Source organism: Achromobacter sp., from assembly GCF_032102605.1.
GTDB lineage: Bacteria > Pseudomonadota > Gammaproteobacteria > Burkholderiales > Burkholderiaceae_B > Achromobacter.
Genome location: NZ_DAMDGT010000003.1, coordinates 439,163 through 465,398 on the forward strand (window position 1 = coordinate 439,163; position 26,236 = coordinate 465,398).

At 66.0% G+C, this 26,236-nt stretch carries 21 protein-coding genes and 1 pseudogene; 13 read left to right on the forward strand and 9 right to left on the reverse strand.

Features of this window, described 5'->3' with window-relative positions:
• Nucleotides 1-286: 286 nt before the first annotated feature.
• The 4 genes from RT614_RS09985 to RT614_RS10000 all read right to left on the reverse strand — a co-directional run bounded on the left by RT614_RS09985 (nt 287) and on the right by RT614_RS10000 (nt 4,331).
• Nucleotides 287-931 (reverse strand): DUF6923 family protein, encoded by a 645-nt coding sequence (locus RT614_RS09985; RefSeq protein ID WP_313621948.1) that lies wholly within the window; start codon nt 929-931, stop codon nt 287-289.
• A gap of 31 nt (nt 932-962) precedes the next feature.
• Complete coding sequence (locus tag RT614_RS09990) at nt 963-2,192, reverse strand: helix-turn-helix domain-containing protein (RefSeq protein ID WP_313621949.1); 1,230 nt, start codon at nt 2,190-2,192, stop codon at nt 963-965.
• A 127-nt stretch (nt 2,193-2,319) separates the two neighbouring features.
• Entirely contained in the window at nt 2,320-3,672 is a 1,353-nt protein-coding gene (locus RT614_RS09995; RefSeq protein WP_313621950.1) for an ATP-binding protein, read from the reverse strand.
• Complete coding sequence (locus RT614_RS10000) at nt 3,669-4,331, reverse strand: response regulator transcription factor (protein ID WP_313621951.1); 663 nt, start codon at nt 4,329-4,331, stop codon at nt 3,669-3,671. Before RT614_RS10000 ends, RT614_RS09995 begins: the two co-directional genes overlap by 4 nt.
• Nucleotides 4,332-4,464: 133 nt before the next feature.
• Between RT614_RS10000 and RT614_RS10005 the strand changes: the two genes are divergently transcribed.
• Both RT614_RS10005 and RT614_RS10010 read left to right on the forward strand, forming a co-directional pair.
• Complete coding sequence (locus RT614_RS10005) at nt 4,465-5,241, forward strand: MipA/OmpV family protein (RefSeq protein WP_313621952.1); 777 nt, start codon at nt 4,465-4,467, stop codon at nt 5,239-5,241.
• 38 nt (nt 5,242-5,279) lie between these two features.
• Entirely contained in the window at nt 5,280-6,275 is a 996-nt protein-coding gene (locus RT614_RS10010) for a LysR family transcriptional regulator (protein WP_313621953.1), read from the forward strand.
• A gap of 11 nt (nt 6,276-6,286) precedes the next feature.
• On the opposite strand, the pseudogene RT614_RS10015 reads toward RT614_RS10010, so the two are convergent.
• Nucleotides 6,287-6,883 (reverse strand): annotated as a pseudogene (locus RT614_RS10015) (M23 family metallopeptidase); the annotation flags it as partial.
• A gap of 89 nt (nt 6,884-6,972) precedes the next feature.
• On the opposite strand from RT614_RS10015, the gene RT614_RS10020 reads away from it, so the two are divergent.
• From RT614_RS10020 to RT614_RS10050, 7 genes are all read left to right on the forward strand, one after another.
• Nucleotides 6,973-7,806, forward strand: coding sequence for a DUF3348 domain-containing protein (locus RT614_RS10020; protein ID WP_313621954.1), 834 nt, complete (start codon nt 6,973-6,975; stop codon nt 7,804-7,806).
• 10 nt (nt 7,807-7,816) lie between these two features.
• Nucleotides 7,817-11,506, forward strand: a complete 3,690-nt coding sequence (locus tag RT614_RS10025) for a DUF802 domain-containing protein (RefSeq protein WP_313621955.1) — start codon at nt 7,817-7,819, stop codon at nt 11,504-11,506.
• Nucleotides 11,503-12,153: an OmpA family protein gene (locus RT614_RS10030; protein ID WP_313621956.1), complete on the forward strand. Its 651-nt coding sequence runs from the start codon at nt 11,503-11,505 to the stop codon at nt 12,151-12,153. Before RT614_RS10025 ends, RT614_RS10030 begins: the two co-directional genes overlap by 4 nt.
• The gene (locus RT614_RS10035) at nt 12,143-12,943 is read left to right on the forward strand and encodes a DUF2894 domain-containing protein (RefSeq protein WP_313621957.1); all 801 of its coding nucleotides are present in this window, start codon (nt 12,143-12,145) and stop codon (nt 12,941-12,943) included. The genes RT614_RS10030 and RT614_RS10035 overlap by 11 nt, the downstream gene beginning before the upstream one ends.
• Before the next feature lie 153 nt (nt 12,944-13,096).
• Nucleotides 13,097-13,342: a ParD-like family protein gene (locus RT614_RS10040; RefSeq protein WP_056318213.1), complete on the forward strand. Its 246-nt coding sequence runs from the start codon at nt 13,097-13,099 to the stop codon at nt 13,340-13,342.
• On the forward strand, nt 13,343-14,134 hold the full coding sequence (map, locus tag RT614_RS10045; RefSeq protein ID WP_008158531.1) for a type I methionyl aminopeptidase: 792 nt from the start codon (nt 13,343-13,345) through the stop codon (nt 14,132-14,134).
• Nucleotides 14,135-14,258: 124 nt separating this feature from the next.
• Nucleotides 14,259-15,479: an MFS transporter gene (locus tag RT614_RS10050; RefSeq protein WP_313621958.1), complete on the forward strand. Its 1,221-nt coding sequence runs from the start codon at nt 14,259-14,261 to the stop codon at nt 15,477-15,479.
• Between the two features lie 83 nt (nt 15,480-15,562).
• Here RT614_RS10050 and RT614_RS10055 read toward each other — a convergent pair whose 3' ends face one another.
• A complete protein-coding gene (locus RT614_RS10055) occupies nt 15,563-17,038 on the reverse strand; it encodes an SEL1-like repeat protein (RefSeq protein ID WP_313621959.1) in 1,476 nt (491 codons plus the stop codon).
• A 168-nt stretch (nt 17,039-17,206) separates the two neighbouring features.
• On the opposite strand from RT614_RS10055, the gene RT614_RS10060 reads away from it, so the two are divergent.
• Together RT614_RS10060 and RT614_RS10065 are read left to right on the forward strand one after the other, a co-directional pair.
• Nucleotides 17,207-18,148 (forward strand): sensor domain-containing diguanylate cyclase, encoded by a 942-nt coding sequence (locus tag RT614_RS10060; RefSeq protein WP_313621960.1) that lies wholly within the window; start codon nt 17,207-17,209, stop codon nt 18,146-18,148.
• Nucleotides 18,149-18,364: 216 nt separating this feature from the next.
• Entirely contained in the window at nt 18,365-20,152 is a 1,788-nt protein-coding gene (locus tag RT614_RS10065) for a methyl-accepting chemotaxis protein (protein ID WP_313621961.1), read from the forward strand.
• 96 nt (nt 20,153-20,248) lie between these two features.
• Here the strand turns inward: RT614_RS10065 and RT614_RS10070 are convergent, their stop codons facing one another.
• The 3 genes from RT614_RS10070 to RT614_RS10080 all read right to left on the reverse strand — a co-directional run bounded on the left by RT614_RS10070 (nt 20,249) and on the right by RT614_RS10080 (nt 23,427).
• Nucleotides 20,249-21,040 carry a hypothetical protein gene (locus RT614_RS10070; RefSeq protein WP_313621962.1) on the reverse strand — a complete coding sequence of 264 codons (792 nt, stop codon included), beginning with the start codon at nt 21,038-21,040 and terminating at the stop codon, nt 20,249-20,251.
• Between the two features lie 95 nt (nt 21,041-21,135).
• Nucleotides 21,136-21,687, reverse strand: coding sequence for an OmpA family protein (locus RT614_RS10075; RefSeq protein ID WP_313621963.1), 552 nt, complete (start codon nt 21,685-21,687; stop codon nt 21,136-21,138).
• Nucleotides 21,688-21,768: 81 nt separating this feature from the next.
• Nucleotides 21,769-23,427, reverse strand: a complete 1,659-nt coding sequence (locus RT614_RS10080; RefSeq protein WP_313621964.1) for an arylsulfatase — start codon at nt 23,425-23,427, stop codon at nt 21,769-21,771.
• A gap of 495 nt (nt 23,428-23,922) precedes the next feature.
• Here RT614_RS10080 and RT614_RS10085 point away from each other — a divergent pair, with 495 nt between their 5' ends.
• Together RT614_RS10085 and RT614_RS10090 are read left to right on the forward strand one after the other, a co-directional pair.
• Nucleotides 23,923-25,065: a formylglycine-generating enzyme family protein gene (locus RT614_RS10085; protein WP_313621965.1), complete on the forward strand. Its 1,143-nt coding sequence runs from the start codon at nt 23,923-23,925 to the stop codon at nt 25,063-25,065.
• Nucleotides 25,066-25,148: 83 nt separating this feature from the next.
• Entirely contained in the window at nt 25,149-26,174 is a 1,026-nt protein-coding gene (locus tag RT614_RS10090) for an HAD family hydrolase (RefSeq protein WP_409558443.1), read from the forward strand.
• Nucleotides 26,175-26,236 lie beyond the last annotated feature (62 nt).

Consider the following 26,236-nt stretch of genomic DNA (forward strand, 5'->3'; position numbering starts at 1 on the left):
TAGGCGGACACGATGCGGCCGCGCACGCTGCCCTCGGAATTGAGCTGCGTGGACAGGTCGGCGGTGACGCGATAGGTGTCCCAGTTGCCCACCCCCGCGCTCAGATCCGCCTTGAACTCGCGGCTGTCGGCGTGCTTGCGCACCAGATTGATCGACTACTGTTGTATTTTCCCATTATTGGGGTCGGCGCTGTTTACAGCCGCAAATTGTCCGTGTTGGCGGCCTGCGCGCTCCGTCGGCGGGGATGGCCGCGCGTGCATGCGGCCCGTTTGCGCTTGATTCGCGCCTAGCTGTTGGCCTTGGCCGGGCGCTGCACCGCGCGGATCTTCCCGCTTTCGCCGCCGCCGCAAAAGAATTTCGCGCCCCCGTCCGACTCCAGCCCCGACACGCCGACGCCCGCCGGCATCCCCACCGATTCCAGCACTTCGCCGGTGCGCGGCTCCAGTCGCCGCAGCTCGCTTTCGTCGTTCTCCCAGGTGCCGTGCCACAGTTCGCCATCGACCCAGGTCACGCCCGTCACGTAGCGGTTGGATTCGATCGTGCGCAGCACCTTCCCGGTGGCCGGGTCCACCTGATGGATCTTGCGGTCTTTATAGGCGCCCACCCACAGGCTGCCTTCGGCCCAGGCCAGGCCGGACGTGCGCTCGCCGCCGGGCGCGGGGATGCTGGACAGGACGTCGCCGGTGTTCGGATCGACCTTCTGTATGTTGCCGTCGGCGATCTGGTACAGGTGCGTTCCGTCAAAGGCGGTGCCGGCGTTGGCGGTCATGTCGAGCTTGCGTGAGGTGGCGCCGCTGGCGGGGTCCAGGGCGACAAGGCTGGTGCCCGTGGCAAACCAGACCTGCTCACCGTCGTAGGTCAGGCCGTGCACGGCGTCGACTCCCGGGAATGGGCCGTATTCGCGGAGTATCGTGGCTTGCGTTCGTTTCATGGTGGCTTCCTTGTGATGGTGTCCGTCCATGCTAGTGGCCCGGAAGGATCACCGGGAGTAACAAGCTTGTCGTGAAACCGGGGACCGGCGGCAGCATCCAGCGGCGGGCGCGTCCCTGTCCGTAAGACTGCGCTTTGCCAGCTTCGGCCAACGCTTCCAGCGCCCGCTGCACGGTGCGCTGACTGGCCCCCAGCACCATCGCCAGCGCCGAACTGGACCAGGCCTGGCCGTCCGCCAGGAAAGCAAGCAGCGCGCCCTGCTCCGGATCCACATCGCCCGCGGCAGGCGCCAACAAGGCGACGTCGCGTCCGGCGACCGGCTTCAGCACATAGCCGTGGCTTGTCGCACTGATGCCGGCCAGCTTGCGAATCGCCGCGCGCAGGCGGCCGATCTCGACGCGCAGACGCGCGCGATGCGTTTCGTCGAAGTATCGGGTGCGGAACGCATCCGCGATAAGCGCATCGCGGCTCGCATCTCCGGGCCACGCCTGCGCCAGCGTCCGCACTATCGCAAACAGCACCGGACGGCCGGCAAGGGAGATCGATTCGTCCACGCCGCGCATCGCGTGCCGGCACGCATCCACGACCAGCGTGTCGGATGCAAGCAAGGCTTCCACCTCATCCAGCAGCACGGGTCGATCGCCGTCTTGCCCCACCAGCCGCGCCGCCGGCGCGTCCAACGCCTCGGACGCGCCCCGCACTTCGGCCATCAACGCGGGGATGCCGGCGCGCGTGGCCGCTGCTTCAGCGCGCGCCAGCGCGATCCGGGCGGCTTGCGCGTGCTGACGGCGCATGGCGATGCCCGCCAGGATCAGGTCCTGAATGGCCCGAGACGCCCACGGCAGGGATTCCGGCGCCATGCCGGCCAGCGTGCGTTCAGCGTCGTCCAGCCGTCCCATCAGCAAGTGCCTGCGCGCCGCCAGATGCCCCGCATGCGCCGCGTTGACGATGTCGCCGTGGGCCTGCAAGGTGGCGCGGGCTGCATCCAGGGCCTTGTCCGCGCCCCCCAGTTCACGCGACGCCAGCGAGATTTCCGCTTCGGCGACCACGCAACGGGCGCGCGCCACGGCCTGCCGGGGGCCGAAGGCACGCGCTGCGCCCCGAAGCAGCGCCCGCGCGCGAGGCAGGTCGCCCAGTTGCGCCATGGCGATGCCGCGCAAGGCAAGCGCGGCGGCATCGTTGCGCAGGGCCACGTGATTCAGCGCGCCCAATGGATCGCCCGCCGCCAGCGCGCGCGCCGCGGATTCGATCAGAACGTCCATGATTTCACCCGCCACCGCCCGTCTCCTTGCCCCGACCAGGAGGTCAATCTACACCAAGCGGCCCATGGGCAGGACGAAGCGAGGCCAGCGGGGCCGCGTAGTGATTCCCGCCGGGCCACGCAGGAATTCAGTGCGCGGGAAACGTGACGGTAAGCGAAACGCCAGCACCGCCCAGGCCGTCGCCGACCGTCACGGTGGCGCCATGCTGGCGCGCAATCTGCGCCACCAGCGACAGGCCGATGCCACTGCCGCCTACGGGCGCTCCGGGCGCGCGATAGAAGCGGTCAAACACGCGCTGGCGTTCCTGCAGCGCGATGCCCGGCCCGTCGTCGGCCACGCGCAGGAACACGCCGCCGTCTGCCGCGGGGCCGCAGGACACCGATATCAGGCCCCCGCGCGGCGTGTAGCGCACCGCGTTGTCCAGCAGATTGCCCAGCAGCACGCCCAGCGCATCCAGGCTGCCCATGACGGCACAAGGCTTCAAATCCTGCGCCAGGCTCTGCTGCTCGCGGGCAGCGCAGACTTCCCAGTCGCGCGCCAGCAAGACCACCAGCCCGTCCAGCGCCACCTTTTCCGGGCCCTGCGCGCTGTCGACCAGCGCGTCCATGCGAGCCTGGTCCAGCAATTGCTCGGCAATGCGGGTCGTGCGCTGCGCGACGAGCCGCAGTTTCTCCGCGGCCTGCGCGGATTCCGCCGAGCTGGCGCTGCCCGCCACCAGTTCGGCGTGCGCACTCAAGGCCGCCAGCGGCGTGCGCAATTCGTGCGCGGCGTTTTCCAGGAAACGGCGCTCGCGGTCCAGCGCGCCCTTGACGCGCAGGAGCAACTGGTTGATCGACCGGATGAAGGGACGCAGCTCGCCCGGCATGCCCGCCTGCGGCAGCGCGGCCAGGTCGAACGGCCCGCGCCTTTCGATGGCCGCGCCCGCGCGGTCCACCTTGCGGAAAGCCCGCCCGATCACCACGCACGTCACCGCCGCCAGCAGCAGGAACAGAATGGAAACGATGGCAAGGCCACGCTTTGCGTTATGCAGCATTTTTGCCCGCAGGTCGCTTTGCGAATACGCGAGCTGAACCTGCACCTGGCCGGTCGCGTCGGTAACTGAATACACGCGCCAATTCGTGCCGCCGGCCGCGCTGTCCGCGTAGCCGTCGCGGAACGACGGATTCAACGGCTGCGCGGGTGATTCCTTCGACTGCAGCAGCGGCCGCCGGTCCGCCAGCGACCACACCTGGAAGCTGGCGCGGTCGCCGTTGAACGCTACGGAAGGCGGCAGCGCAAAGCGTTCCGCCGGCGCCACATTGCCCAGCAGACTGACCGGCATGGCCGTCAGGATCTGGTTCGCGCCATCGTAGAGGCCCTGGTCCTGCAAGCCCGTCTGCGCGCGCCGCGTTTCGAATTGCTGGAAGGCGAACACGGCAATCCATGCCAGCAACAACGTCAGCAGCAGCGTCACCGTCAATTGCCTGCGCAGATTCTTCATTCGCCGGCCTCGATGCGGTAGCCCATGCCGTGCACCGTCGTGATCAGCTTGTCTCCCAGCTTGCGACGCAGCTGGTGGATGTAGACGGCCACGGTGTTGCTTTCCAGCGCGGCGCCGTCTCCGTAGACGGCGGCTTCCAGCTGCTCGCGGTTGACGGTGTGGCCGATGCGTTCCATCAGCGCCAGTAGCGTGCGGTATTCGTGCGCGCTCAGGCTCACCTCGACGCCGCCGCGCGTGACGCAGCGCCGGGCGGGTTCAAGCGCGATGTCGCGGCATCGCAGCGCCGACACGACTGTGTTGCTGCTGCGCCTGACCACCGCGCGCAGCCGCGCGTGCAGCTCGTCCAGCTGGAACGGCTTGACGATGTAATCGTCGGCGCCGGCGTCCAGGCCCTGGACCCGTTCGCTCAGGCGGTCGCGCGCGGTGATGATCAGGACCGGCGTGGCGTCATAGCGCGACCGCAGCTGCTTCAAGACAGCCAGTCCGCTGCCGTCGGGCAGCCCCAGATCCAGCAGCACGGCGCTGAAACCATGCTCCACCAAGGCCAGGCGCGCTTCGGACACGCTGCGGACCCAGTGCGCGTCGACGCCCGATTGGCAGAGGCTGGTGTGCAAGGCGTCGCCCAGCATGGCGTCGTCTTCAACTAGCAGGACACGCAAGACAGCTCCAGAAAAACATAACGGCGCAAGCATGCCTGCGCCGCTTTAAAAACTTTTTAAAACCCGGCGGCCACAATGCGCACCGTTGGCGGCAGGCATCACGCCTGCACGCATCCCTGTAGAAAGGAATGGAATGAAGCTGGGTATCTTAACAAGGGCGCCGCTAGTCGCTGCCGCCTTGCTGGCCGCGACGGCGGGCAGCGCGCGCGCCGAGGAAGGCGGTAACAACTTCATCGGGCTGGGCGTCGCCGCCCTGCCCGTCTATGAAGGTTCGCGCGAATACCGCGCGCTGCCGGTGCCTTTGATCAACTACCAATCGGGCAATTTCTTCATCTCGCCCCGCGCGGGGCTGCCCGCGCTGGGGCTGAAGACGGATCTGGCCCCGGATTGGAACGCCGGCGTGTTCCTGGGCATGGCGCTGGGACGCGACTCCTCGGATTCCGATCGGACGCGCGGATTGGACGACATCGACTTCCACGGCGCCTATGGGGCCTTCGTGGAATGGGCGCCGGGGCCCTATTCGCTGATGGCCGCGTACCGCCAGGCGGCGCGCAGCGGCTATGGCGGAACTCTGGAACTGCGCGCCACCTACGCGGCCTGGCACGATTCGAACAACCGCGTTTCCGTGGGCGCCAGCACGCAATGGGCCAATCACGACGCCATGCAGACCTGGTTCGGCGTCACGCCTTCCCAGGCGGCGCGCAGCCGCGAAGGGCTGGATGCGTACTCGCCGTCCGCCGGCTTCAAGTCCGTCGCGCTCTTCGGCACCTGGGCGCACCGTTTCGACGCAAGCTGGAGCGCCGTGACCACGCTGGGCGTCAACACGCTCGTGGGCGACGCCCGCGACAGCCCGCTCACCGAAAAGAAGACGAACGTGTTTGCCAACGTGGGCGTGGTCTACGCCTTCTGACGTCGGGGCCTGGCCGGCCCAAGCTTGGGAGAGCCTGTATGAAGCGCCTTCATGGGATGGAATTGTTTGCCGAGGTGGCCAAGGCGCACAGCTTCAGCCGCGCTGCGGCGGCGCTGGGCGTGCCCGCCTCGACGGTATCGCGCCACGTCGCCGAGCTGGAGCGGTCCGTCGGCCTGCGGTTGCTGAATCGCACCACGCGCCGGGTCGAACTGACGGAGGCGGGACGCCTGTACTTCGAGCGCTGCCGCCGCATCGTGGCCGAGGCGGAGGTCGCGCACGAAGAATTGCGCGGCCAGCTCGAGGTGCCCAGCGGTCCGCTGCGCATCCAGGTAAGCACCGCCTACGCCATGGACGCCCTGCTGCCCGCCCTGGCGGCCTTCGGCAAACGCTATCCCGGCGTGCGCTTCCACATGGGCCTTGCAGGCGGACCGGGCGGCATCCGCGCGCCTGAAGCGTGGGACGTTTCGGTCCGCTTCGGCGAACTGCCCGATTCGTCCCTCGTGGCGCGGCGGCTGGGCGCGATAAGCGCTCGTCTGTACGCCAGTCCGGACTACCTGGCGGCACGCGCCGCGCCTGCCAGCCCCGCGGATCTGCCGGATCACGACTGTATCGGACTGCGCACCGGTGGCGGGCACGCGGCGCCCTGGCAGCTGCTGCAACACGCGGAACGGTTCGTGGTGGACTCGCCGCCCCGATATTGCGTCGACGACGCCGGGACGGCAGAACGCCTGGCGGTCCTGGGCGCGGGGGTCGCCGCGCTGGGTGGCGACATGAGCTTGCGGCTGCGGTCGGGCGAGCTTGCCCGCGTGCTGCCGCGGTGGTCCTTGCAGCCCATGGACGTCCACGCCGTGACCGATACCCGCCTTCTGCCCGCCAAGACGCGCCGGTTCATCGATTTCTTGAGCGATTATCTGGACGGGCTGTCCAGGCTGGCCGGGTCCGCCCGGTCGGCCACCGGGCGGGAAGCGCTTGCGGATGACCCGGATGCAGTCGGCGCCGGTTCTGTCGGCGCGGGCGCGGTCAGCAATGGATAGGGATTGAGCGCCCCGCCCGTGGCATAGATCCCATAGTGCAGGTGCGGCGGCGTGCCCTTGGCGTTGCCCGTGTTGCCGACAAACCCCAGCACGTCGCCCGGGGCGACCAACTGGCCGCGACGAATGTCCGCGTAACCATCCAGGTGCGCGTAATAGTGCATCTGACGGCCGGGCCCCATTACCCAGACCACCTGCCCGCCCAGTTCGTTCGTGCCGACGCGCGTGACCACCCCCTCGGTGGCGGACAGCACCGGCGTGCCGCGCCTGGCGAAAATATCGATGCCCTGATGGGTGCGGCCGCCGGCGCGGGCCGCCCCCCAGGTGTCCGCCAGCCTGCGCGCCGCGACACCCTGTACCGGCACTGGCAACGACACCGGCGCGTCCAGCCAGGCCATCCGCGCCATGTGCCACGGGGCCCGGGCGGCGTGGGGCAGGCGCGGCCAGGCCCAAGCCGCCAGTGCAGCCAGGGCGGCCAGAATGAACAGTCGTCGCGCCAGGCGCATCGGGGTGCGGGCATCCATGAAAGGTTCGACGCGAGGGCAACCGCAGGGTTCCCCCCGCCACGGCGATGGGTCACACCGCTGCACCGGCATTCGATGCGGCCCCATTTATCCCCCAAAGCCGTCCGCCGATCCCCTGGGCAGGCCCTCCGGGCCCGCCGCAGCGTGTAAACTCCCCCCTTTTTGACTCTGGTGGTATGTTGCAAGCCCCCCAGCGCACAGGTTTAAGCGGCCCGACGCTCATTCGCTTGCTGACTCGCCTGACGGACGCCGATGTCCAGCAGTCCAGGCAGTCGCTATCCGACCATCTGAGCCAATGGCTTGGGTGGACGGATGCGATCGCCCTGTCGGCGGCGTTGAATACGAAACCCCCGGTCATTGCGCCCGGCGCCCGCCAGTTCGGCAGCGCCGAGGAGCGCGAGTGCGTGCGCGTGCGCAATACCCTGGCGGACGCCATCGCCAGCGATACGGCGGCAACCGCGGCCAAGCGGCTCGCGCCCGGGCAGGCGCCGGCCAAAAAGAAGTTGGCGGCCCTGGCCGAAGCCGATTTCGATTACTCGAGTTTTCGCCAGCGGTATCTGTCGTTGCAGCACACGATGGAGACCAGTATTGGCAATCTGCGCAGCCGGCTGCGCGGGATGGTGGCCGCCCGGAATGGCGAATGGACCCGCCTGGCCGTAGTGGACGCCATCATGGACCGGGCGCTGCTGCCCAAGGAGCGCGCCCTGCTGGGTGCGATCCCGAAACTGCTGCAGGGTCATTTCGACCGCCTGCGGCAGGCCGAGGAAGCCGCGCTGGCGCAGGCGGCGGCGGATGCCGGCGCCGAGGTGGACGCGCAGGCAAGCGCGGACGCGCCATCCGGCGACGGAACGCAAGCCCGGCCCGATGCCGCCGCAACCGCTGCCCCGGCGGCAGCACCCGGCGCCTGGCTGGACACGTTCCGCGCCGACATGCGCAGCGTCCTGCTTGCCGAATTGGAAGTTCGTTTACAACCGGTCGAAGGGCTGCTCGCCGCCCTTCGCGCCAGCTAATTAGGACACTATGTCCAAGAATCTGATCAATATCGTGGTTTTCCTGGCCGGTCTGGCCGTCGTGGGCTGGATCGGCGCCGGGTATGCGGGCACCAACCCGCTGGCGCTGGCCGTGACGCTGCTGATCGGCGTGTGCTATCTGGCCGGCGCGCTTGAACTGTTGCGCTATCAGCAGGCGACCTCTTCAATGGCCAAGGCGGTAGCCGGCCTGGCCGAAGCGCCGGGCAACCTGGGCACCTGGCTGGACCAGGTGCCTGCGGGCCTGCGCAATGCCGTGCGCCTTCGCGTCGAAGGCGAACGCGTGGGCCTGCCCGGCCCGTCGCTCACGCCTTACCTCGTCGGCCTGCTGGTGCTGCTGGGCATGCTCGGCACGTTCCTGGGCATGGTCGTGACGCTGCGCGGCACCGGCCTGGCGCTGGAAAGCTCGACCGATCTGGCCGCCATCCGCGCGTCCCTGGCCGCGCCCGTGAAGGGCCTGGGCTTTGCATTCGGCACGTCCATCGCCGGCGTCGCCACTTCCGCCATGCTGGGCCTGCTTGCCGCAATGTGCCGGCGCGAACGCGTCCACGCGGCGCAACTGCTGGACACCAAGGCCGCCACGACGCTGCGTGTCTATTCGCAAAGCTACCAGCGCGATGAATCATTCAAGCTGCTCCAGCGCCAGGCGGAAGCCATGCAACAGCAGGCCGAAGCCATCCCCGCGCTGACCGGACAGCTGCAGGCCATGATCAAGAGCATGGAAGCGCAGAGCCAGGCGCTCAACGACCGCCAGATGGCCAGCCAGGACGCATTCCAAGGCAAGGCCGAGGCCGCGTACGCCCGTCTCGCGTCCGTCATGGAAGCGTCCATGAAGGACAGCGTGGCGCAAAGCGCGCGCTCGGCTGGCGAAGCCCTGCAACCCGTCGTGCAGGCCACGATGGACAGCCTGTCGCGGGAAACCGCCAGCCTGCAGGACACCGTGGCTCAGGCCGTGCAGCGCCAGCTCGAAGGCCTGACCGCCGGCCTGCAATCGGCGACCTCGGACGTGGCGAGCATCTGGGGCGAGGCCGTCGCCGGACAACAGCGCGCCAGCGAGGCGATGGCCCAAGACCTGCGCGCGTCCCTCGACCGCTTCGCGCAAACCTTCGAACAACGTTCCGCCGACCTGCTGGAAGGCGTGTCCGCTCGCCTGGAGGCATCGTCGGGCAACCTGTCGCAAGCCTGGACCGACGCGCTGTCGCACCAGCAACAAGCCGGCGAGAAGCTGGCGGGCGACAACCTGCAGGCCCTCACCGCCGCCGCCGCCAGCTTCGAGCAGCACTCCGCCTCGCTGCTGCGCACCCTGAACCAATCGCACACCGCGCTGCAGACCGAACTGGCGTCTCGCGACCAGCAGCGGCTGGCCGCCTGGACGGAAACGCTGGGCGCCATGGGCGCCACGCTGCGCCAGGAATGGGAACAATCCGGCTCGCAGGCCGCCGCCCGCCAACAGGAAGTCAATGACGCCCTGGCCCGGACGGCGCGCGACGTCGCTACGCAGGCCGCAGCCCAGGCCTCGCTGCTGGAAGGCGTGTCCGCGCGCATGGAAGCCGCTGCCAACGGCGTGTCGGAACAATGGACCCGCGCGCTCGTCCGCCAGGAAGAAGCCGGCGAAAAACTGGCCGCCGGCAACCAGGCCGCGCTCGAGACCGCCACCGCCGCCTTCGGACAGCAAGCCGCGGCGCTGCTGCGCGCGCTGGACCAGTCGCACACCGAATTGCAGTCCGCATTTGCGTCGCGCGACCAGGAACGCCTGGCCGCCTGGAGCGGCGCACTGACGGCGATGACCGCCAAGCTGGGCCAGGAATGGGAACAGGCAGGCGCCAACACCGTGGCGCGCCAGCAGGAAATCAGCGACACCCTGGCCCGCACCGCCCTCGGCATTGCCCAGCAGACCGAAGCGCAGGCCAGCCTGCTGCAGAACGTGTCCGCCCGGATCGAAACCGCCGCGGCCGGCGTCACGCAGGCCTGGACCGACGCGCAATCGCGCCAGCAGGACGCCAACGAAAAGCTGGCCGGCGACAACCAGCGGGCCCTGGAAACGGCCGCCGCCGCGTTCGGGCAGCATGCCGAAGCGCTGCTGCGCACGCTGGACGCCTCGCATGCCGAACTGCAGGCCGCGCTGGCCTCGCGCGACCAGGAACGACTGGCCGCCTGGACCGGCTCGCTGACGGCCATGGCCGCCAAGCTGGGCGAAGAATGGGAACAGGCCGGCACGCAGGCCGCCCTGCGCCAGATCGAGGTCAGCGACGCGCTGGCCCAGACCGCGCGCGACATCTCCGCACAAACCCAGACGCAGGCCGGCCTGCTGGAAAGCGTGTCCACCCGCCTGGAAACGGCGGCGGGCAGCGTCACCCAGGCCTGGACCGACGCGCAATCGCGCCAGCAGGACGCCAACGAAAAGCTCGCCGGCGACAACCAACGGGCCCTGGAAACGGCCGCCGCTGCGTTCGGCCAACATGCCGAAGCGCTGCTGCGCACGCTGGACGCCTCGCATGCCGAACTGCAGGCCGCGCTGGCCTCGCGCGACCAGGAACGTCTGGCCGCCTGGACCGGCTCGCTGACGGCCATGGCCGCCAAGCTGGGCGAGGAATGGGAACAGGCCGGCACGCAGGCCGCCCTGCGTCAGATCGAAGTCAGCGACGCGCTGGCCCAGACCGCCCGCGATATCACCGCACAAACCCAGACGCAGGCCGGCCTGCTGGAAGACGTGTCCACCCGCCTGGAAACGGCGGCGGGCAGCGTCACCCAGGCCTGGACCAACGCCCAGGCCCGCCAGGAAGCGGTCGGCAAGCAACTGGCGGACGAGAACCGGCAGGCGCTGGAAACCGCGTCGGCCGCCTTTGGCCAGCACTCGATCGAATTGCTGCAGGCGCTGGACCAATCGCACGCCGCCTTGCAGGCAGCGCTGGCGGCCAACGACGAAGAGCGCCTTACGGCCTGGACCGACAAGCTGTCCGCCATGGCCGACGCACTGCGCGCGGAATGGGAACAGGCCGGCGCGCAGGCCGCCAGCCTGCAGCAGCAGATCTGCGACACGCTCAGCCTGACCGCGCAGGACATCACGGCCCAGACACAGGCGCATGCCGGCGAGACCATCGCCGAAATCGAGCGCCTGGTGCATGCGGCCTCCGAAGCGCCGCGCGCCGCGGCCGAGGTCATCGGCGAACTGCGCCAGAAGCTGTCCGACAGCATGGTGCGCGACAACGACATGCTGCAGGAGCGCAACCGTCTGCTGGAAACGCTGGGCACCCTGCTGGACGCCGTCAACCACACCGCCGCCGAACAGCGCACGGCCGTGGACGCGTTGGTCGCGTCGTCGGCCGACATGCTGGAGCGCGTGGGCGCGCAATTCACCGACAAGGTCGACGCCGAAACCGGCAAGCTTGCCGAGGTGGCGTCGCTGGTCACCGGCAGCGCCGTCGAAATGGCCAGCCTGGGCGAATCGTTCGGCGTGGCGGTGCAATCGTTCGGCGAATCCAACGACAAGCTGATGGCACACCTGCAACGGATCGAGGCCGCGCTGGACAAGTCCATCGCGCGTGGCGACGAACAGCTTGCCTACTACGTGGCGCAGGCGCGTGAGGTCGTCGACCTGAGCCTGATGTCGCAAAAGCAGATCATCGAAAACCTGCAGACGCTGGCCAGCCAGCGCGCCACGGCCGGAGCTGAAACCGCATGAGCGAGGATATCGACGGCGGCGTGGAGGCTTCGTCGCCGGCCTGGGCCGTCTTCGGCGACCTGATGTCGGTGCTGCTGGGCGCATTCGTTCTGATCCTGGTCAGCGTGGTGGCGGTGCAGTTGCAGCTGTCGACGCAACTGGAGGAAGAGGTCAAGCAACGCCAGGCCGAAACGCAGCGTCGCGAAACGCTGGAGCAGGCGCTGGCCGGCCCCCTGGCCGCCGGTCGCGTGACGCTGATCAACGGTCGCATCGGCATCAGCGGCAGCGTGCTGTTCGCGCTGAATTCCGACCAGTTGCAGCCCGAGGGCCGCGAAGTCCTGAAGAGCCTGATCGAACCCCTGTCGGCGTACCTGAAGAGCCACAACGAAATCCTGATGGTCAGCGGCTACACCGACGACCAGCAGGTGCGCGAGGGCAACCGGCGCTTCGCGGACAACTGGGACCTCTCGGCCCAACGCGCGCTGACCGTGACCCGCGCCCTGATCAACGAGGGCGTCCCGTCCTCGACGGTGTTCGCCGCGGCCTTCGGCGCCGAGCAGCCCGTGGCCTCGAACGCCGACGAGGAAGGCCGCGCGAAGAACCGCCGCGTCGAAATCACGCCCATCCCGAAACCGTCGAACGAAACGGGCAAGTCCGGTGAGCAGTGACGGCGGCAGCGGGAAGATCCTGAACGCTCGCGCAAGGCTGGACGCCTGGCGCGAACTTGGGGCCGACCGCAATGATCCGGTGCGCTTCCATTTGCTGGATGCGCTGGACCGGCGCGCGGCGGCCTACGCGGGCCCCGCGCGGGAACGGCTGGACCAGCGCCTGGCCGAGCTGTTGCTGGCCTACGAGGCAGGGCTGGACCAGACCGCTGCGCAAGATTCAAAGCCGGATGTGTTGGCCGATCCGGTCAACGCGAACCTGGATGGCGCGGTCGACGCAGCGGATCCGGACCTGCTGGGACCGGATGCGCCAGGCCGTCCGGACTCGGCCGAACCCGCCCTTCTCTCCGTGGCCTCTGGCGCGTCCGCGGCCAGCCCGCTGGCGCAGCTGATCCGCTACATGGCGCACCCTGCGGCGGAAGGCGACGAAGCCGTTCGCGACGGCCTGGGCCTGCGCGCCGCCTATCCGGAAATGCCTCTGCTCGACGATTTCCGGGCAATCTGGGCCGGCGTCAGCGCCGACCGCCAGGTGCGTCAATCGCAGGAACAGGTCCACAAGAACGCCGGTCCGCTCAATTCCAATCAGCTCGTGCACCGCGCGCTGTCCCTGATGCGCGAGATGTCTCCCGGGTATCTGCAGCAGTTCCTGTCCTACACCGACGCGCTGATGTGGATGGAGCAGATGACTGCGGCGGCCGCTCCCGCAGCCAAGGAAACGCCGCGCGCCGGGGCGGCGAAAAAGTCCACGCGGGGCAAGGCCCGCAAGGAAAGCAAGGACAGCGCTGGCGGGTAAGCGCGCTGTGGCGGCGGCATCCGGGTGTCCGACACTGCGCGAGACAATCTCACCCGGCCGTCAGACAAGCACCTGGCACCTCGCGATTTGCGCCCGCCCCATACCTCGCAGTACCATACGTTCCATATACAAAACATATACGGAACATCCACTATGGGCATCGTCAAGATCTCCGAGCAAATGCACGAAAACCTGCGCGTCGCCAGCGGCGCGCTCAGCCGGTCCATCAATTCCCAGGCGGAACACTGGATGCGCATCGGCATGCTGTCCGAGCTCTACCCCGAACTGCGCCACGCCGACATCTGCCAGCTGCTGATCCGCATCGATCAGGCCGAAGGCTTCACCATCGCGTCCCTGTCCCAAGGCTTGCCGCAGCCTGCCCAGCAGGAGGCCGCATAAATGGCCAAGAAGGTTTCCATCAAGTCCGCCGCCGACATCGAAATGGCCCGCAAGGCGGGCGCCATGGCGGCCGAAGTGCTGCACATGATCGGCGAGCACGTCCGTCCCGGCGTCACCACCGATGAAATTGACCGCATCTGCCACGACTACATCGTCAATGTGCTGAAGGCGATTCCGGCGAACGTCGGCTACCACGGCTTTCCCAAGACGATCTGCGCGTCGGTCAACCATGTGATCTGCCACGGCATTCCGTCGTCCAAGGTCCTGAAGAACGGCGACATCCTGAACATCGACGTGGCCGTCATCAAGGACGGCTGGTTCGGCGACACCAGCCGCATGTACTACGTCGGCCAGCCCAGCCCGCTGGCGCGCCGCCTGGTCAACACCACCTACGAAGCCATGCGCGCGGGCATCATGGCCGTCAAGCCGGGCGCAACGCTGGGCGACATCGGCCACGCGATCCAGACCGTGGCCCATCGCGAGCACTTCAGCATCGTGCGCGAATACTGCGGCCACGGCATCGGCCAGATCTACCACGACGATCCGCAGGTGCTGCATTACGGCAGGCCCGGAGAAGGCATGGTGCTGCAGCCCGGCATGATGTTCACGATCGAACCCATGATCAACGCCGGCAAGCCGCAGACCAAGCAACTGCCGGACGGCTGGACCGTCGTCACCAAAGACCGTTCGCTGTCGGCGCAGTGGGAACACATGGTGGTCGTGACCGAAACCGGCTACGACGTGCTGACGACCTGGCCGGACGGCTTCGGCGACTATCCGCCCATTCCTTGACCGGACGGCCCCTTGCCCTGGCGCAAGGGCCGGCCTCGCATAGCGCAAGGACCGGAGTGCGGCACGACAAGGGCACGACTATGATCGTGCCCTTGTCGTTTGCGCGGCGTCCCCGCCCCTTGCCATGACCGCCCTGCCCTCTGCCTTCCGGCGCCTGGCCGCCTCGAACCTCGCCGCGCAGTTTTCCGAACAGATCGCGCTGGCCGCCGCGCCCCTCTTCGCCGTGCTGGCGCTGGGCGCCACCGCGGCCCAGACGGGGTATCTGCAAACCGCCCAGACCCTGCCGTTCCTGCTGCTGTCCCTGCCCGCCGGCGTGCTGGCCGACCGCATGTCGCGTCGCGCCCTGATGACCGCTGCCGAGATCGTGCGCGCCGCGAGTCTGCTGGGCCTGCTGGCGCTGCTGTGGACCGGCGGACTCAGTCTGGAATGGCTGGCGGCCTTGGGGTTCCTGGGCGCGGTGGGCACCGTGGCCTACAACGTCGCGGCGCCGGCTCTGGTCCCCCGGCTTGTTCCCGCCACCGAACTTGCCAGCGCCAACCGCTGGCTGGAACTGGCGCGCAGCGCAGCGTTTTCCGCCGGTCCGGCGGCGGGCGGCGCGCTGGTGGGCTGGATGGGCGCTCCCGCTGCCTATGTGCTGGCCACCACGCTGTCGTTGCTGGCGGCAGTCCTGCTGTCCGGCCTGCCGCAAGATGCGCCCAGGCCGGCGCAGCGCCGCCATCCGCTTGCCGAGCTGCGCGAAGGCGCGGCCTTCGTCGCCACGCACCCCTTGCTGCGGCCGGTGCTCGTGACCGCCCTGTTCTTCAACACCGCATGGTTCGTGCTGCTGGCGATCTACGTCGCCTACGCCGTCGAACGGCTGGGCCTGTCGGCAGCGGGCGTCGGCATCACGCTTGGCGTGTATGGCGCCGGCATGCTGGCGGGCGCGCTCGCCGCGCCGTGGCTGGCCCGCCGCCTGTCCTTCGGCGCAATGATCGGGGCTGGACCGCTTTCCGCCCTGATGGCCAGCGTCATCCTACTGTCCACGCTGGTCTTCCCCTCCGGCGCATGGGCCGCGGTGGGCTTCTTCCTGTTCGGCGCGGGCCCCATCTTGTGGACCATCACCACCACCACGCTGCGCCAGTCGGTGACGCCCAATGCGCTGCTTGGCCGCGTGTCGTCCGTCATCGTGACGGCAAACTTCGGCGCCCGTCCCATCGGCGCGCTGATCGGCGCCGCGCTCGCGGCCCGGTTCGGCGTGGCGGCCTGTCTGTGGGTGTCGACCATCGGCTTCTTCATCCAATTCGCCGTCCTCTTTACATCGCCGGTGCTGCGATTGCGAAGCCAGCCGGAGGCGGTGGCGTCCTGAACCGGCCTTTCAATGCGAACGGGCAGATCCCCGTAAAGGAAATCTACCCGTAACCCCGTGCAGGCGGTGGACGATACCTGCCGTTATCGCTTGAGAATGCCGTCGGCAAGCAGATCCGTATTCCGGCCATTCACGGTCGCGATCGCGTATTTGATCTTGAAGTCCGGCCGAAACTCGCAGAATTCCTTGGTGGTCATCGGCACCAGGGTGCTGGAGCTGAACGAGTCGCCCTCCCGGCCGTCCAGGTCCTCGTTCATCGTGTTCAAGCCAAATGGGCTGAAGGCCAGCGGGCGCCGCGTCGTCGCCCCTTTGTCGTTCGTCAGTTCCACCACGACGCGCAAATTGGCGATTTCGCCCAGTTTGTCGGTGGTGACGACGAAATGGGGTTCGCACGCCAGCGCCCCGCCATTGCCGCCATGAAACGTGGATTTGTGTTGCAGGCGCAGGGACGGAATCTGCGCATCAGCATGCACGCGGTTTTTCTGATCGCGCATGCATTGCGCCAGGAACCTGGAATCGCCCGCCTCATCCGGCCGCTGGCTGCGCTGCGTCTGACGATATTCCAGCGCCCTGTCGCAGTTGGTTTCGACCGCCTGACCGTTGTAGTACATCCAGCTCAGGAATCGCGCTGCCCTGGACGAGTCTTTCCCGGCTGCCTGCTGGAACAGGGAAAGCGCCCGGTCGTAGTCGGCAGGCACGATCTCGCCAAGATAGAAAATCTCGCCCAGGTTGACGAGGGCGTCCTTGTCGGCCTGTTTGGCCGCGCGTTCAAACCAGGACACGGCGAGTTTGGGATCGACCGCCATCCCGCCCCTCCCTTGCGCGTACGCAAGGCCAAGCAGGTTCTGCGACTGCGGCTCGCCGGCTTCCGCCGCGCGAGCCCACCACTTGTACGCCTCGGCATTTTTATTCTCGATGTGCGAATAGCCGAAGTTGTAGAAGCTTCCGACTTGAAAAAGCATCGTCGGGTCATTGTCCCGTTCCGCCCACACCCGAGCCAGCCGCAGCGTGTCCACCTTGCTGAACCCGATGCGCTCCATCAGCGCCCTGTCATCGGAAGACGCCGAGCCCACGCGTCGTTCCAGATATTCGATCACCGGCAGCCGCATTTCAATGTCGGTTTCGGCTTCGGCCTTGCCCTTGTAGACAATACGGCGCTGGCGTTCGATTTCAGCCTGGTCAACGCCTTCTTTGTTCAGCAGCCCGACATAGTGTTCAGCCTTGTTGCGGTCTTGGGCGACGCCGATGCCGTATTCATAGAAGTAGGCCGCGTTGGCGCAACCATACTGGCCCCCGAGTGCGCACGCCTGGCCGTAATGTTGGATGGCCTGATTGACGTCGCGCGGCACGGTTACGCCGTGCTCATAAATGAAGCCCAGGCTGACAAGCGCTTGAGGATCGCCCGTTTTTGCCAATTTCGCCAAGGCGTCCAAAGCCCCGGCGTCCTGCTGGACGACGCGGTCATAGAGTTGTTCGGCTTGGGGGGATTCCTGCGCGGATGCAAGAAAGGAGGAACTCACTGCCACCGCGAAAGCGGCGAATTTCACGTATTTGGACATCTACTTAATACAGTTATGGCGCAGCTTGATACTGGAATTCAACAGCAACGCGGCATGAATGGAAACGCCAAATAACGATCGTCGCATTGCTGAAATCGACCCGGGCTATTGTAACCAAGCACTTCAGGCTAAAGTCGCTTGTTCATGCGAATCGACTAAGGATCAAGTATGGCCGACGAAAGCACGCTTCTTCATGACAGCGCGGTTTACAGAACGCTGCTGGAATCCACCAAGGCAATCCCTTGGAAGATCGACTGGGCCACGATGAAGTTCGCCTATATCGGCCCGCAGATCGAAGCATTGCTGGGCTGGAGCGTCGACAGCTGGGTCAGCGTCGAAGATTGGGCCATGCGCATGCATCCCGAAGACCGCGAATATGTCGTGAATTTCTGCGTCACCCAGTCCCAGGCCGGCGTCGACCACGAAGCGGACTATCGGGCGCTGACCAAGGACAACGGCTACGTGTGGATTCGCGACGTCGTGCACGTGGTGCGTAATGAAAAGGGCGAAGCCGAAGCGCTGATCGGATTCATGTTCGACATTACCGAACGCAAGAAAACCGAGGAACAGTTGCTGCGTCTGCAGAAAGAGCTGGAAGTGCTGTCCTTCAAGGATGGCTTGACGAATATCGCCAACCGGCGCCGCTTCGATACGTGTTTTGAACTGGAGTGGGATCGGGCGCGCAACGAAGCCCGGCCGCTGTCGATATTGTTGTTCGACGTGGATTTTTTCAAGCAATACAACGACTTGTATGGCCACACCCAGGGCGACAAATGCCTGGTGGATATTGCCCAGACGCTCAGCCTGGCGCTGGATGGCCCTCGCGATCTGGTGGCGCGCTACGGCGGTGAGGAGTTTGTCGTGCTGCTTCCGGATGCGGACGCCGAGGTGGCCCGGAAAGTCGCCGAGCGCTGCCAGCGACTCCTCGAGAAGAAATCCATCGTGCATGCCCTGTCGCCACATGGCCGGCGCGTCACAGCCAGCATCGGCGCGGGCACGGTGATTCCCGATGGTGACCGGGCCGGCTTCATCAAAGCCGTGGACGAACAGCTTTACGTCGCCAAGAACAACGGGCGCAACCGCATCGAACATGTGCAATTGCGGGCGTAAGCCGGGCCGGCATTCCGTTTGCACGCCTGGATCGCCACATCCCCGGAACGGGCGCAAGGCACTTTCCCGCGCGCCTGTCCCGCATATGGGAACGGCATGCCATGCAAAGGGACCAACCCGGCTTTTTGCCCCCCAGTTCTCCTTATTGCAGCGCAACATTATGTGATGTAGTGCACGGGTAGCGGGCGCATTCCGCGCCCCCGTCGCGTGCCCATCATGTTCAAACTCAGAAATCTCTCTCTCCGGAGCAGCCTGACCGCGCTGGTGCTCTTCTTCATCGCGATGCTGGTGGCGGTTGGCGCCATCGCGATGCAACAGCTCTGGAGCATCAGCCAGAAACAGCGCGCCATGTACACCGAAACCGTCATGCCGCTGCGCGTCGTCGTGGACGCCGCCCGGCAAGGCGCCACGCACTTTCGGCGCATGTACGTCTATATCTGGAATACCGATCCTCAAGGCCGGCAGAACGAACTGCGCCTGAATGAAGAATCCGAAAAGTCAGTCCTGCAAGCCCGAGACCGCCTGCAGCAGGAGCAGGATCCCGATCTGCGCGCCCTGGGCGGCAAGCTGGCCGATACCTGGACCCGTTACAAGGCGGCCGTGAACGACGTGAAGGGTCTGGCGGATCGGAATGACCCCACCGCGATGACCGTGCTGCACAAGGACTCGGCCGAGCTGCACGTCGCCGCGCGCAACATTCTGCTGGAAGCCGCGAAGCGCCAGGAAGAACTGGCCCGCCTGGACACCGAAGACGCCGCCGCGGCGGTCGAACGCACGTTCTGGACGCTGACCGCGCTGATCGTGCTGTGCGCGCTGATCGGCGCCGTCCTCGGGCTGACCCTCGTTCGGTCCGTCATGCGCCGGCTGGGCGGCGAGCCCGCCTACGCCGCGCAGGTCGCCCAGGAAGTCGCGAAGGGCAACCTGGCCGTGCGCGTGCAGCGGCGCGATGGCGACGAAACCAGCGTGCTGGCCAACATGGACGCCATGCGCGCCAACCTGGCGCGACTGGTCAGCCAGGTGCGCCAGTCCAGCGAATCCATCGCCACGGGCGCCACCCAGATTTCCTCCGGCAACACCGATCTCAGCCAGCGCACCGAGGAACAGGCCGCCAACGTTGAAGAAACCGCGGCCTCGATGGAAGAGATGAACTCGGCGGTGAAACAGAACCTGGAGTCCGTGCAGATGGCGGCCAGCCTGGCCGGATCCGCCCGCGACGCCGCCGCGCGTGGCGGCGAAGTCGTGGGCAATGTCGTCAACACGATGGAGGCGATCTCCGCCAGCTCGCGCAAGATCGTCGACATCATCGCCGTCATCGATTCCATCGCATTCCAGACCAACATCCTTGCCCTGAATGCGGCCGTGGAAGCGGCACGCGCGGGCGAACAGGGCCGAGGCTTTGCGGTCGTGGCCAGCGAAGTGCGCGCGCTGGCGCAGCGCAGCGCCGGCGCCGCCAAGGAAATCAAGCAACTGATCAGCGACAGCGTCGGCAACGTCGAAGCCGGCTCCAGCCTGGTCATCGATGCCGGCAGCACGATGAACGACATCGTGACGCAGGTGCGTCGCGTCGCCGACCTGATTGCCGAAATCGGCGCCGCCGCGCACGAGCAGGGACAAGGCATCTCGCAAGTCGGCGACGCCATCAACCAGCTTGACCAGACCACGCAGCAGAACGCCGCGCTGGTGGAAGAGTCCGCGGCCGCCGCCCACAGTCTCAACGCGCAGGCCGCGACGCTGGTGCAGCTGGTCAGCGTGTTCCGCCTGGCCGAAGACGGCGCGTCCCGCCCCGTGGCGCAGGCGCAGATCGCGCCGGCGCGCGCCGCCATCCCGTCCGCGAATGCGCAGCGGGTTGTGGCCCGGCCGGCGCCGTCGCGCTCGGCCGCCGTCGACAAGACCGCCAAAGCTCACCGCGCCGACGCCAGGCCCGCTAGGCCGGCACCGACCGCGCTGCGCGTCCCGGGCGACCACAAGCCCGCGCAATCGAACGACGACTGGGAGAGCTTCTGATCGACGCACCCGGGCGTCTCGCAACCGTGCGGCGCCCGCGACGCGCCAGTTCCACCTCGACGTCGGGCCTGCCACCTTACGGGTGGCAGGCCCGGATCACTTCAGGAACTGCAAATTCAAGCCCATGAATATCTGCCAGTCCGGCTGACCCGGACCCTTGCTTGCCACGGAGAACTGCGGTTCGATGAAAAAGTTGTAGACCGTCTTTTCACGCTTGATCACCTGCCCAATGCCTATGCCCAACGGCACGCTGTACCCGTTATTCTTCAGGTTGTATTCCCAGATAGGCGCCGCGCGCAGATACGTACCCTTGCCAAGCTGATGCATCCCGAACGGCTGGAAGGCGACGACGTTGTCATCCTCGCGATGGCCTGACCCCGCGAAACTGCTTTGCCAGGACAGCAGGTAGCCATACTGAAACCGTCGCGAGCTGGCGTCGAAAAGCACATTGACCAGGCCGGCTGACCACTTCTCGCTGCCTACGTCCTTGTTTGTCGCAGTCGGCGCCGTGAGCTGCGGACCGAAGCCGAAGCTCACGGCAGGATTGCCGACATCGATCAAATAGGCGGTGAAAATGTTCAGGTCGCCCATGCCCGTTTCGTGGTGGTTCCCCACCGGAAACGTATTGACCGGCAGCGACGCCCGCAGCAGCCAATTGGTGCGTGAAATTGAAAAGGGTTGCGCGTAACGCAGCCAGAACTCGTTTGCGTCCTGGCTCGTCCCTGTCTGCCTGCCGATGTAGTAGTTCTGCATGTTGAAGGCGGTCATGTTCGCCAGGGGATTGTTGGCTTGTGCAGCCGCATCATCAGCGTCGTCTGCCGACCGTGCGTTTGAGATTATCGTCATCGCGGCCATGACCGACACTGCGAGCTTCGAGACTGTCTTCATGCCGTTCACTCCAAACGATTCGGCCGATGGCCGAGATGACTGGAATACACGCCAGCGCCTGCGTTGCAGCCCTGCCCGACAAGCTTTTCCCTAAATCAAGGCTGCCCCCCTGCAACGATGACAATCTCCACGCGCCGATTCTTGGACCTGCCCTCCGGCGTCGCGTTGCTGGCCACCGGTCGCGCTTCGCCAAACCCCTGCGCCGAGATCGTGTTGGACGACACTCCCTTGGACACCAGGTAGCGCGCCACCTCGTCGGCGCGGGCCGAAGACAGTTCCAGATTCGAGGGAAAGCGCGACCGCAGTTCCGGGCCGATGGGCAAGTTGTCCGTGAATCCTTGGACGACAACCTGTTGAGCCTTCAGGTTGGAAAGCGTGGGCGCAATCTTGGTCAGCGTCTGATGGCCCTTTGCACTGAGCTGCCAGCCGCCTTCGGGGAACAGGATCTCGTTCACCATCGTGACTTTCAGTTCATTTTGCAGCTTCGTGATCTGCACCTGATCGGCGCTCAACTCCGCCGATAGCCTCTGGTTCAGGGCCTGGTATTCGGCGGCCAACTGCGCTTCCTTGTCGTAGGTGTTCTTCGTCACGCAACCCGAGACCACCAGCATTGCGCACAGCACCAAAGTCAATTTGTGTAGCGTCATGTCGATTCTCCGCCAGGTTGTAAACCGGCAGGACGAGGCCGTGCCTCGCCCTGCCCGTGTCGTTCTCGGGAAACGCCTTAATCAATTGCCTGATGGCAACGACAGCTTGAAGCCATCCTTGGCCAGGCTTTCGCGGATGTATTGGAACTTCTCGTATGCGGACAAGGTCATCGGACCGTCATAGCCTTCACTTTGCATCTTCCGCGGCGGATAGTCGATGTACGTTTTCATGAGCGGCGCAATGGCATCGTTGAACATGACCATGGTCCACGTTCTTTCCGTCACGTTGCTCATGAAGATGTCGTAGCGCTCTTGTGGATCCGCCCACAGATCGAACACCTGCGGAACGGTTGCGACGTATGACTCCGCGCCCTTCCAGCCCAGGTTCGTGTCCACCGCAAGCCCGCCGGTCTTCGCGCCATCGTCGCCGCGCAGGTTGAACACCGCCTTGTAGTTGGCCACGCGGACGGCCCCCGGCGACAGCTCGTTCTCGGTGAAATAGAACCACGCCTTGCGGTCGCAATTCCCGGTGCCGAACAGGACGGGCGACATGTCATAGCTGTCGAAAACGATCGGCTTGTTTTCGCGATCATTCACCGGCAGCTTCACGCCCGCCACCGCGGCAAACGTGGCCATCAGGTCCAGGCCGCCCATCAGGCTGTGGTCCTTGGCGCCCGCCGCGATCTTGCCGGGCATCCAGGCGATGGCTGGCACGCGATTGCCGCCTTCGCGCACCGTGCCCTTGGTTCCGCGCAACGGGGTATAACCCGCATCGGGATAGACGTCCTGCCAGGCGCCGTTGTCCGTCGTGTAGAACACCAGGGTGTTCTTGTCGAGGCCCAGTTCCCGGATCTTGTCCATGATGCGTCCGATGCGCGCATCCAGCTCCACGACCGAATCCGCATACTTGCTCTTGGACATGGACTTGTGGATGTAATCCGGATCCGGCATGTTGGGCTGGTGCACCTTCATGAAATTGATGCTCATGAAGAACGGTTGCTCTGACTTGGCGTTGCGATCCAGATAGTCCAGCGATGCCTTTTCCACGTAGCGGTCAAAGAACGGAATCCCCACGACGCCTTCACGGCCGTTCACCATCGGCGTGTCGACATACTGGCCATTGATCTTGAATTCCTCGCGCGGCTTTTCCCCGGCGTTGCCGGACAGCGCGCCCTTCGTGACCCGTTGGAACATCTCCCGGACACTGGCAGGCATATCCGGGAACCACGTGGGGTCCCCGTACGTGTAGGCGTTCAGGTGATACAGCCCGGCGTACTTCATCTCGTCGTAGCCCTGGGCATTGGGCAAGGCATAATCCGCCTCGCCCAAATGCCATTTCCCTGTGAAGAACGTCTTGTAGCCGGCCGTCTTCAGGACCGACCCCAGGGTCCATTCCGCGGCGGGCAAGCCACCGCCCTGGCCCTGGAAGGCCACGGTGGTCATGCCGCTGCGGTTAGGAATGCGGCCGGTCTGCATCGCGGCACGGCCTGGAGTGCAACTGGGCTGCGCATAAAACGAGAAGAAGGTCATGCCTTCCTTCGCCAGCCTGTCGATGCTGGGCGTCGGCATGCCGCGTCCCATGCCTCCGCCATACGGGCCGAGGTCGCCCAGACCGGTGTCGTCCGAAACGAGAAGGATGATGTTGGGTTTGCGTTGGTCCTGGGCAGCCGCGGGTGCGCATGTTGCCGCTCCCAGGATCAGCGCCGCGATACCGCAAGAGAGAATTCGTGTGGTCGCCATCTTCAACACTCCACTGTGAGAGAGTTAAATCAACCGCACGAAGCTGCAAACCGTGCGGTTCACATTGGCCTGCGTACTGGGAAGTCCAAGCCCGGAAGGCATGGCGCCCGAGGACTCGAACGGCATTAATTTTCATCTTCCTTTCGATCGTGTCAACGGAATTTTCCGGAACGTACGGCTTATTTCCCGCCCCTGGTTCGCAAGGACCAGCGCATCTGCACCAGGCGCCAAATCAGGCGTTCGCGGCATCACAGGTGTTGCGTTTCAGCGCCGCCTGGTGCGGCTGCACTAGCGCAATTGCGCTTTGCTCGCGTTCCGCAACCATGCTTATATTTTCGGACCCGCCGCGGCGTGACGCATGGCGAGGCGCTCTTCCAGCGCTGCGCAAAAACATCATGTGGCGCATTCCACTGCAAGGCACCCGCGACGGCGCCAGCGCTGTACCCGCTTCCTTGTCGAGACACTGCGGCTCGAATACCGCGACGGAGAATGCTCGTGAAACGACAGGCAAAAATCGCATTGGCGTTGATGGGAGTGTTGGGTGCGACAGGCGCGATAGGCGCCTATGTCGCGGTGTCGACGGCGCCAAAGGGCGCGCCAGTCATTACGCTCGGAGACGGCAAACAAGGTCCGGCGAACATGGCCTGGATACCGGGCGACGAATTCCTGATGGGCAACGACCACCAGATGTCGCAGCCCAACGAGCGACCCGCACACAAGGTACGCGTCAGCGGATTCTGGATGGACGTGAACGACGTCACGAACGCGCAGTTCCGCCGCTTCGTCGAGGCCACCGGGTATGTCACCACCGCGGAACAGAAGCCAACCTGGGAAGACCTGCAGGTCCAGTTGCCGCCCGGCACGCCGCGTCCGCACGACAGCGTCTTGCAGGCGGGAGCCATGGTGTTCGTCGGCACGGAAACCGAGGTCTCGCTGCGCGACTATTCGCGCTGGTGGCGCTTCGTGCCCGGCGCCAACTGGCGGCATCCCCAGGGCCCGGACAGCAATATCGACGGCAAGGACGATCACCCTGTCGTGCAGGTCTCGTATGCGGATGCGCAGGCCTACGCCAAATGGGCGGGCAAGCGGTTGCCCACCGAGGCAGAATGGGAATTTGCCGCGCGCGGCGGGCTGGAACAGGCCACCTATAGCTGGGGCAACGAACTGCTGCCGCAGGGCAAGCCCATGGCGAACATCTGGGACACCCGACAGGCGCAGCCCTTCCCGGTCGTCAAGGACGAAAAGGTGCAGGTTGGCACAACCCCGGTGCGCAGCTTCTCGCCCAACGGGTATGGCCTGTACGACATGGCCGGGAACGTCTGGCAGTGGACGGCCGACTGGTACCGCGCGGACGCCTTCAAGGTCCAGGCGCAGTACCGGCAGCCGCCCCGGGACCCCGCCGGCCCGGCCGACAGCTTCGACCCGGATGACGGAGGCACGCCCGTGTCGGCTCCCAAGCGCGTGACCCGGGGCGGGTCCTTTCTGTGCAGCGACACCTATTGCATCAGCTACCGCGCCAGCGCAAGACGCGGCACCGATCCTCTCAATCCAATGTCGCACATCGGGTTCAGAACCGTCATGACGCCGCAGCAATGGAAGGCAGCGCAGGCCGCGCAGGAAAGCGTCGTCAGCCGCTGAGTGTTCGCAACACTTGCACGGGGCGGAAAGTTGCTGCTGGACTGATATGAATGTCGCGCCATCGGCGCATCCGGGAGAACGTCTTGCAGCCTTCCATCGACAATCAACTTTTGCCGCGGCTGGCATGGATATGGCTGTTCCTTCTGTTCCTCTTGGCCGGATGCGCCGGGCCGGACCACCAGAAGCAGGCCGAACTGGCGTCCTGGACCGACGGACCGTCCCGCACCGCCATCGTCGCCTTCGTGAAAGCAGTCACCGAGCCCGGCAGCCCGGACTTCGTGCCGGTCCACGACCGAATCGCCGTGTTCGACAACGACGGCACGCTGTGGAGCGAGCAGCCCATGTACTTCCAGGTCATGTTCTCACTGGACGAAGTGCATGCGCTGGCGCAATCCCATCCGGATTGGTACACCCGGCAGCCGTTCATGGCTGTTTTGCAGGGCGACCACGCCGCCATCGCCAAGTCCGGCGAACGCGGACTGATGGAAATCGTGCTTGCCACCAACACCGGTACGTCCATCGAACAGTACCAACAGCGCGTTGACCAGTGGCTGCAGACCGCGCGCCACCCCCGCACCAAATTGCCCTACACCAGCATGACGTATGCGCCAATGCGGGAATTGCTTGATTACCTGCGCGCGTATGACTTCAAGACCTACATCGTGTCGGGCGGCGAGACCGAATTCATGCGGCCTTGGACGCAAAAGGCCTATGGCATCCCGCGGGACCAGGTGATAGGCAGCGGTTTCGAGACCCAGTTCCAGGCCGACGGCAGCGGCTTCGAACTCATGCGCCTGCCCAAGCTGTCGTTCAACGACGACGGTCCCGGCAAACCCGTCGCCATCCAGCGCTATATCGGACAACGCCCGATCCTGGCCTTCGGCAACTCCGACGGCGACCTGCAGATGCTGCAATGGACCACCGCTGGCCCGGGCAAGCGTTTTGCCGGCATAGTCCACCACACCGACGCCAAGCGCGAGTGGGCGTACGACAGGGACTCCCACGTCGGCCGACTGGACAAGGCCCTGGACGAGGCCCGCGCCAAGGGCTGGACCGTGGTGGACATGGAAAAGGAATGGAAGCGCATCTATGCAGAGCAATGGCAATGACCGTTGCGGCAGGCCAGCGCCCGCGTGCGGCAGTCCGGACATGAATCCCAGGATGCCTCGCC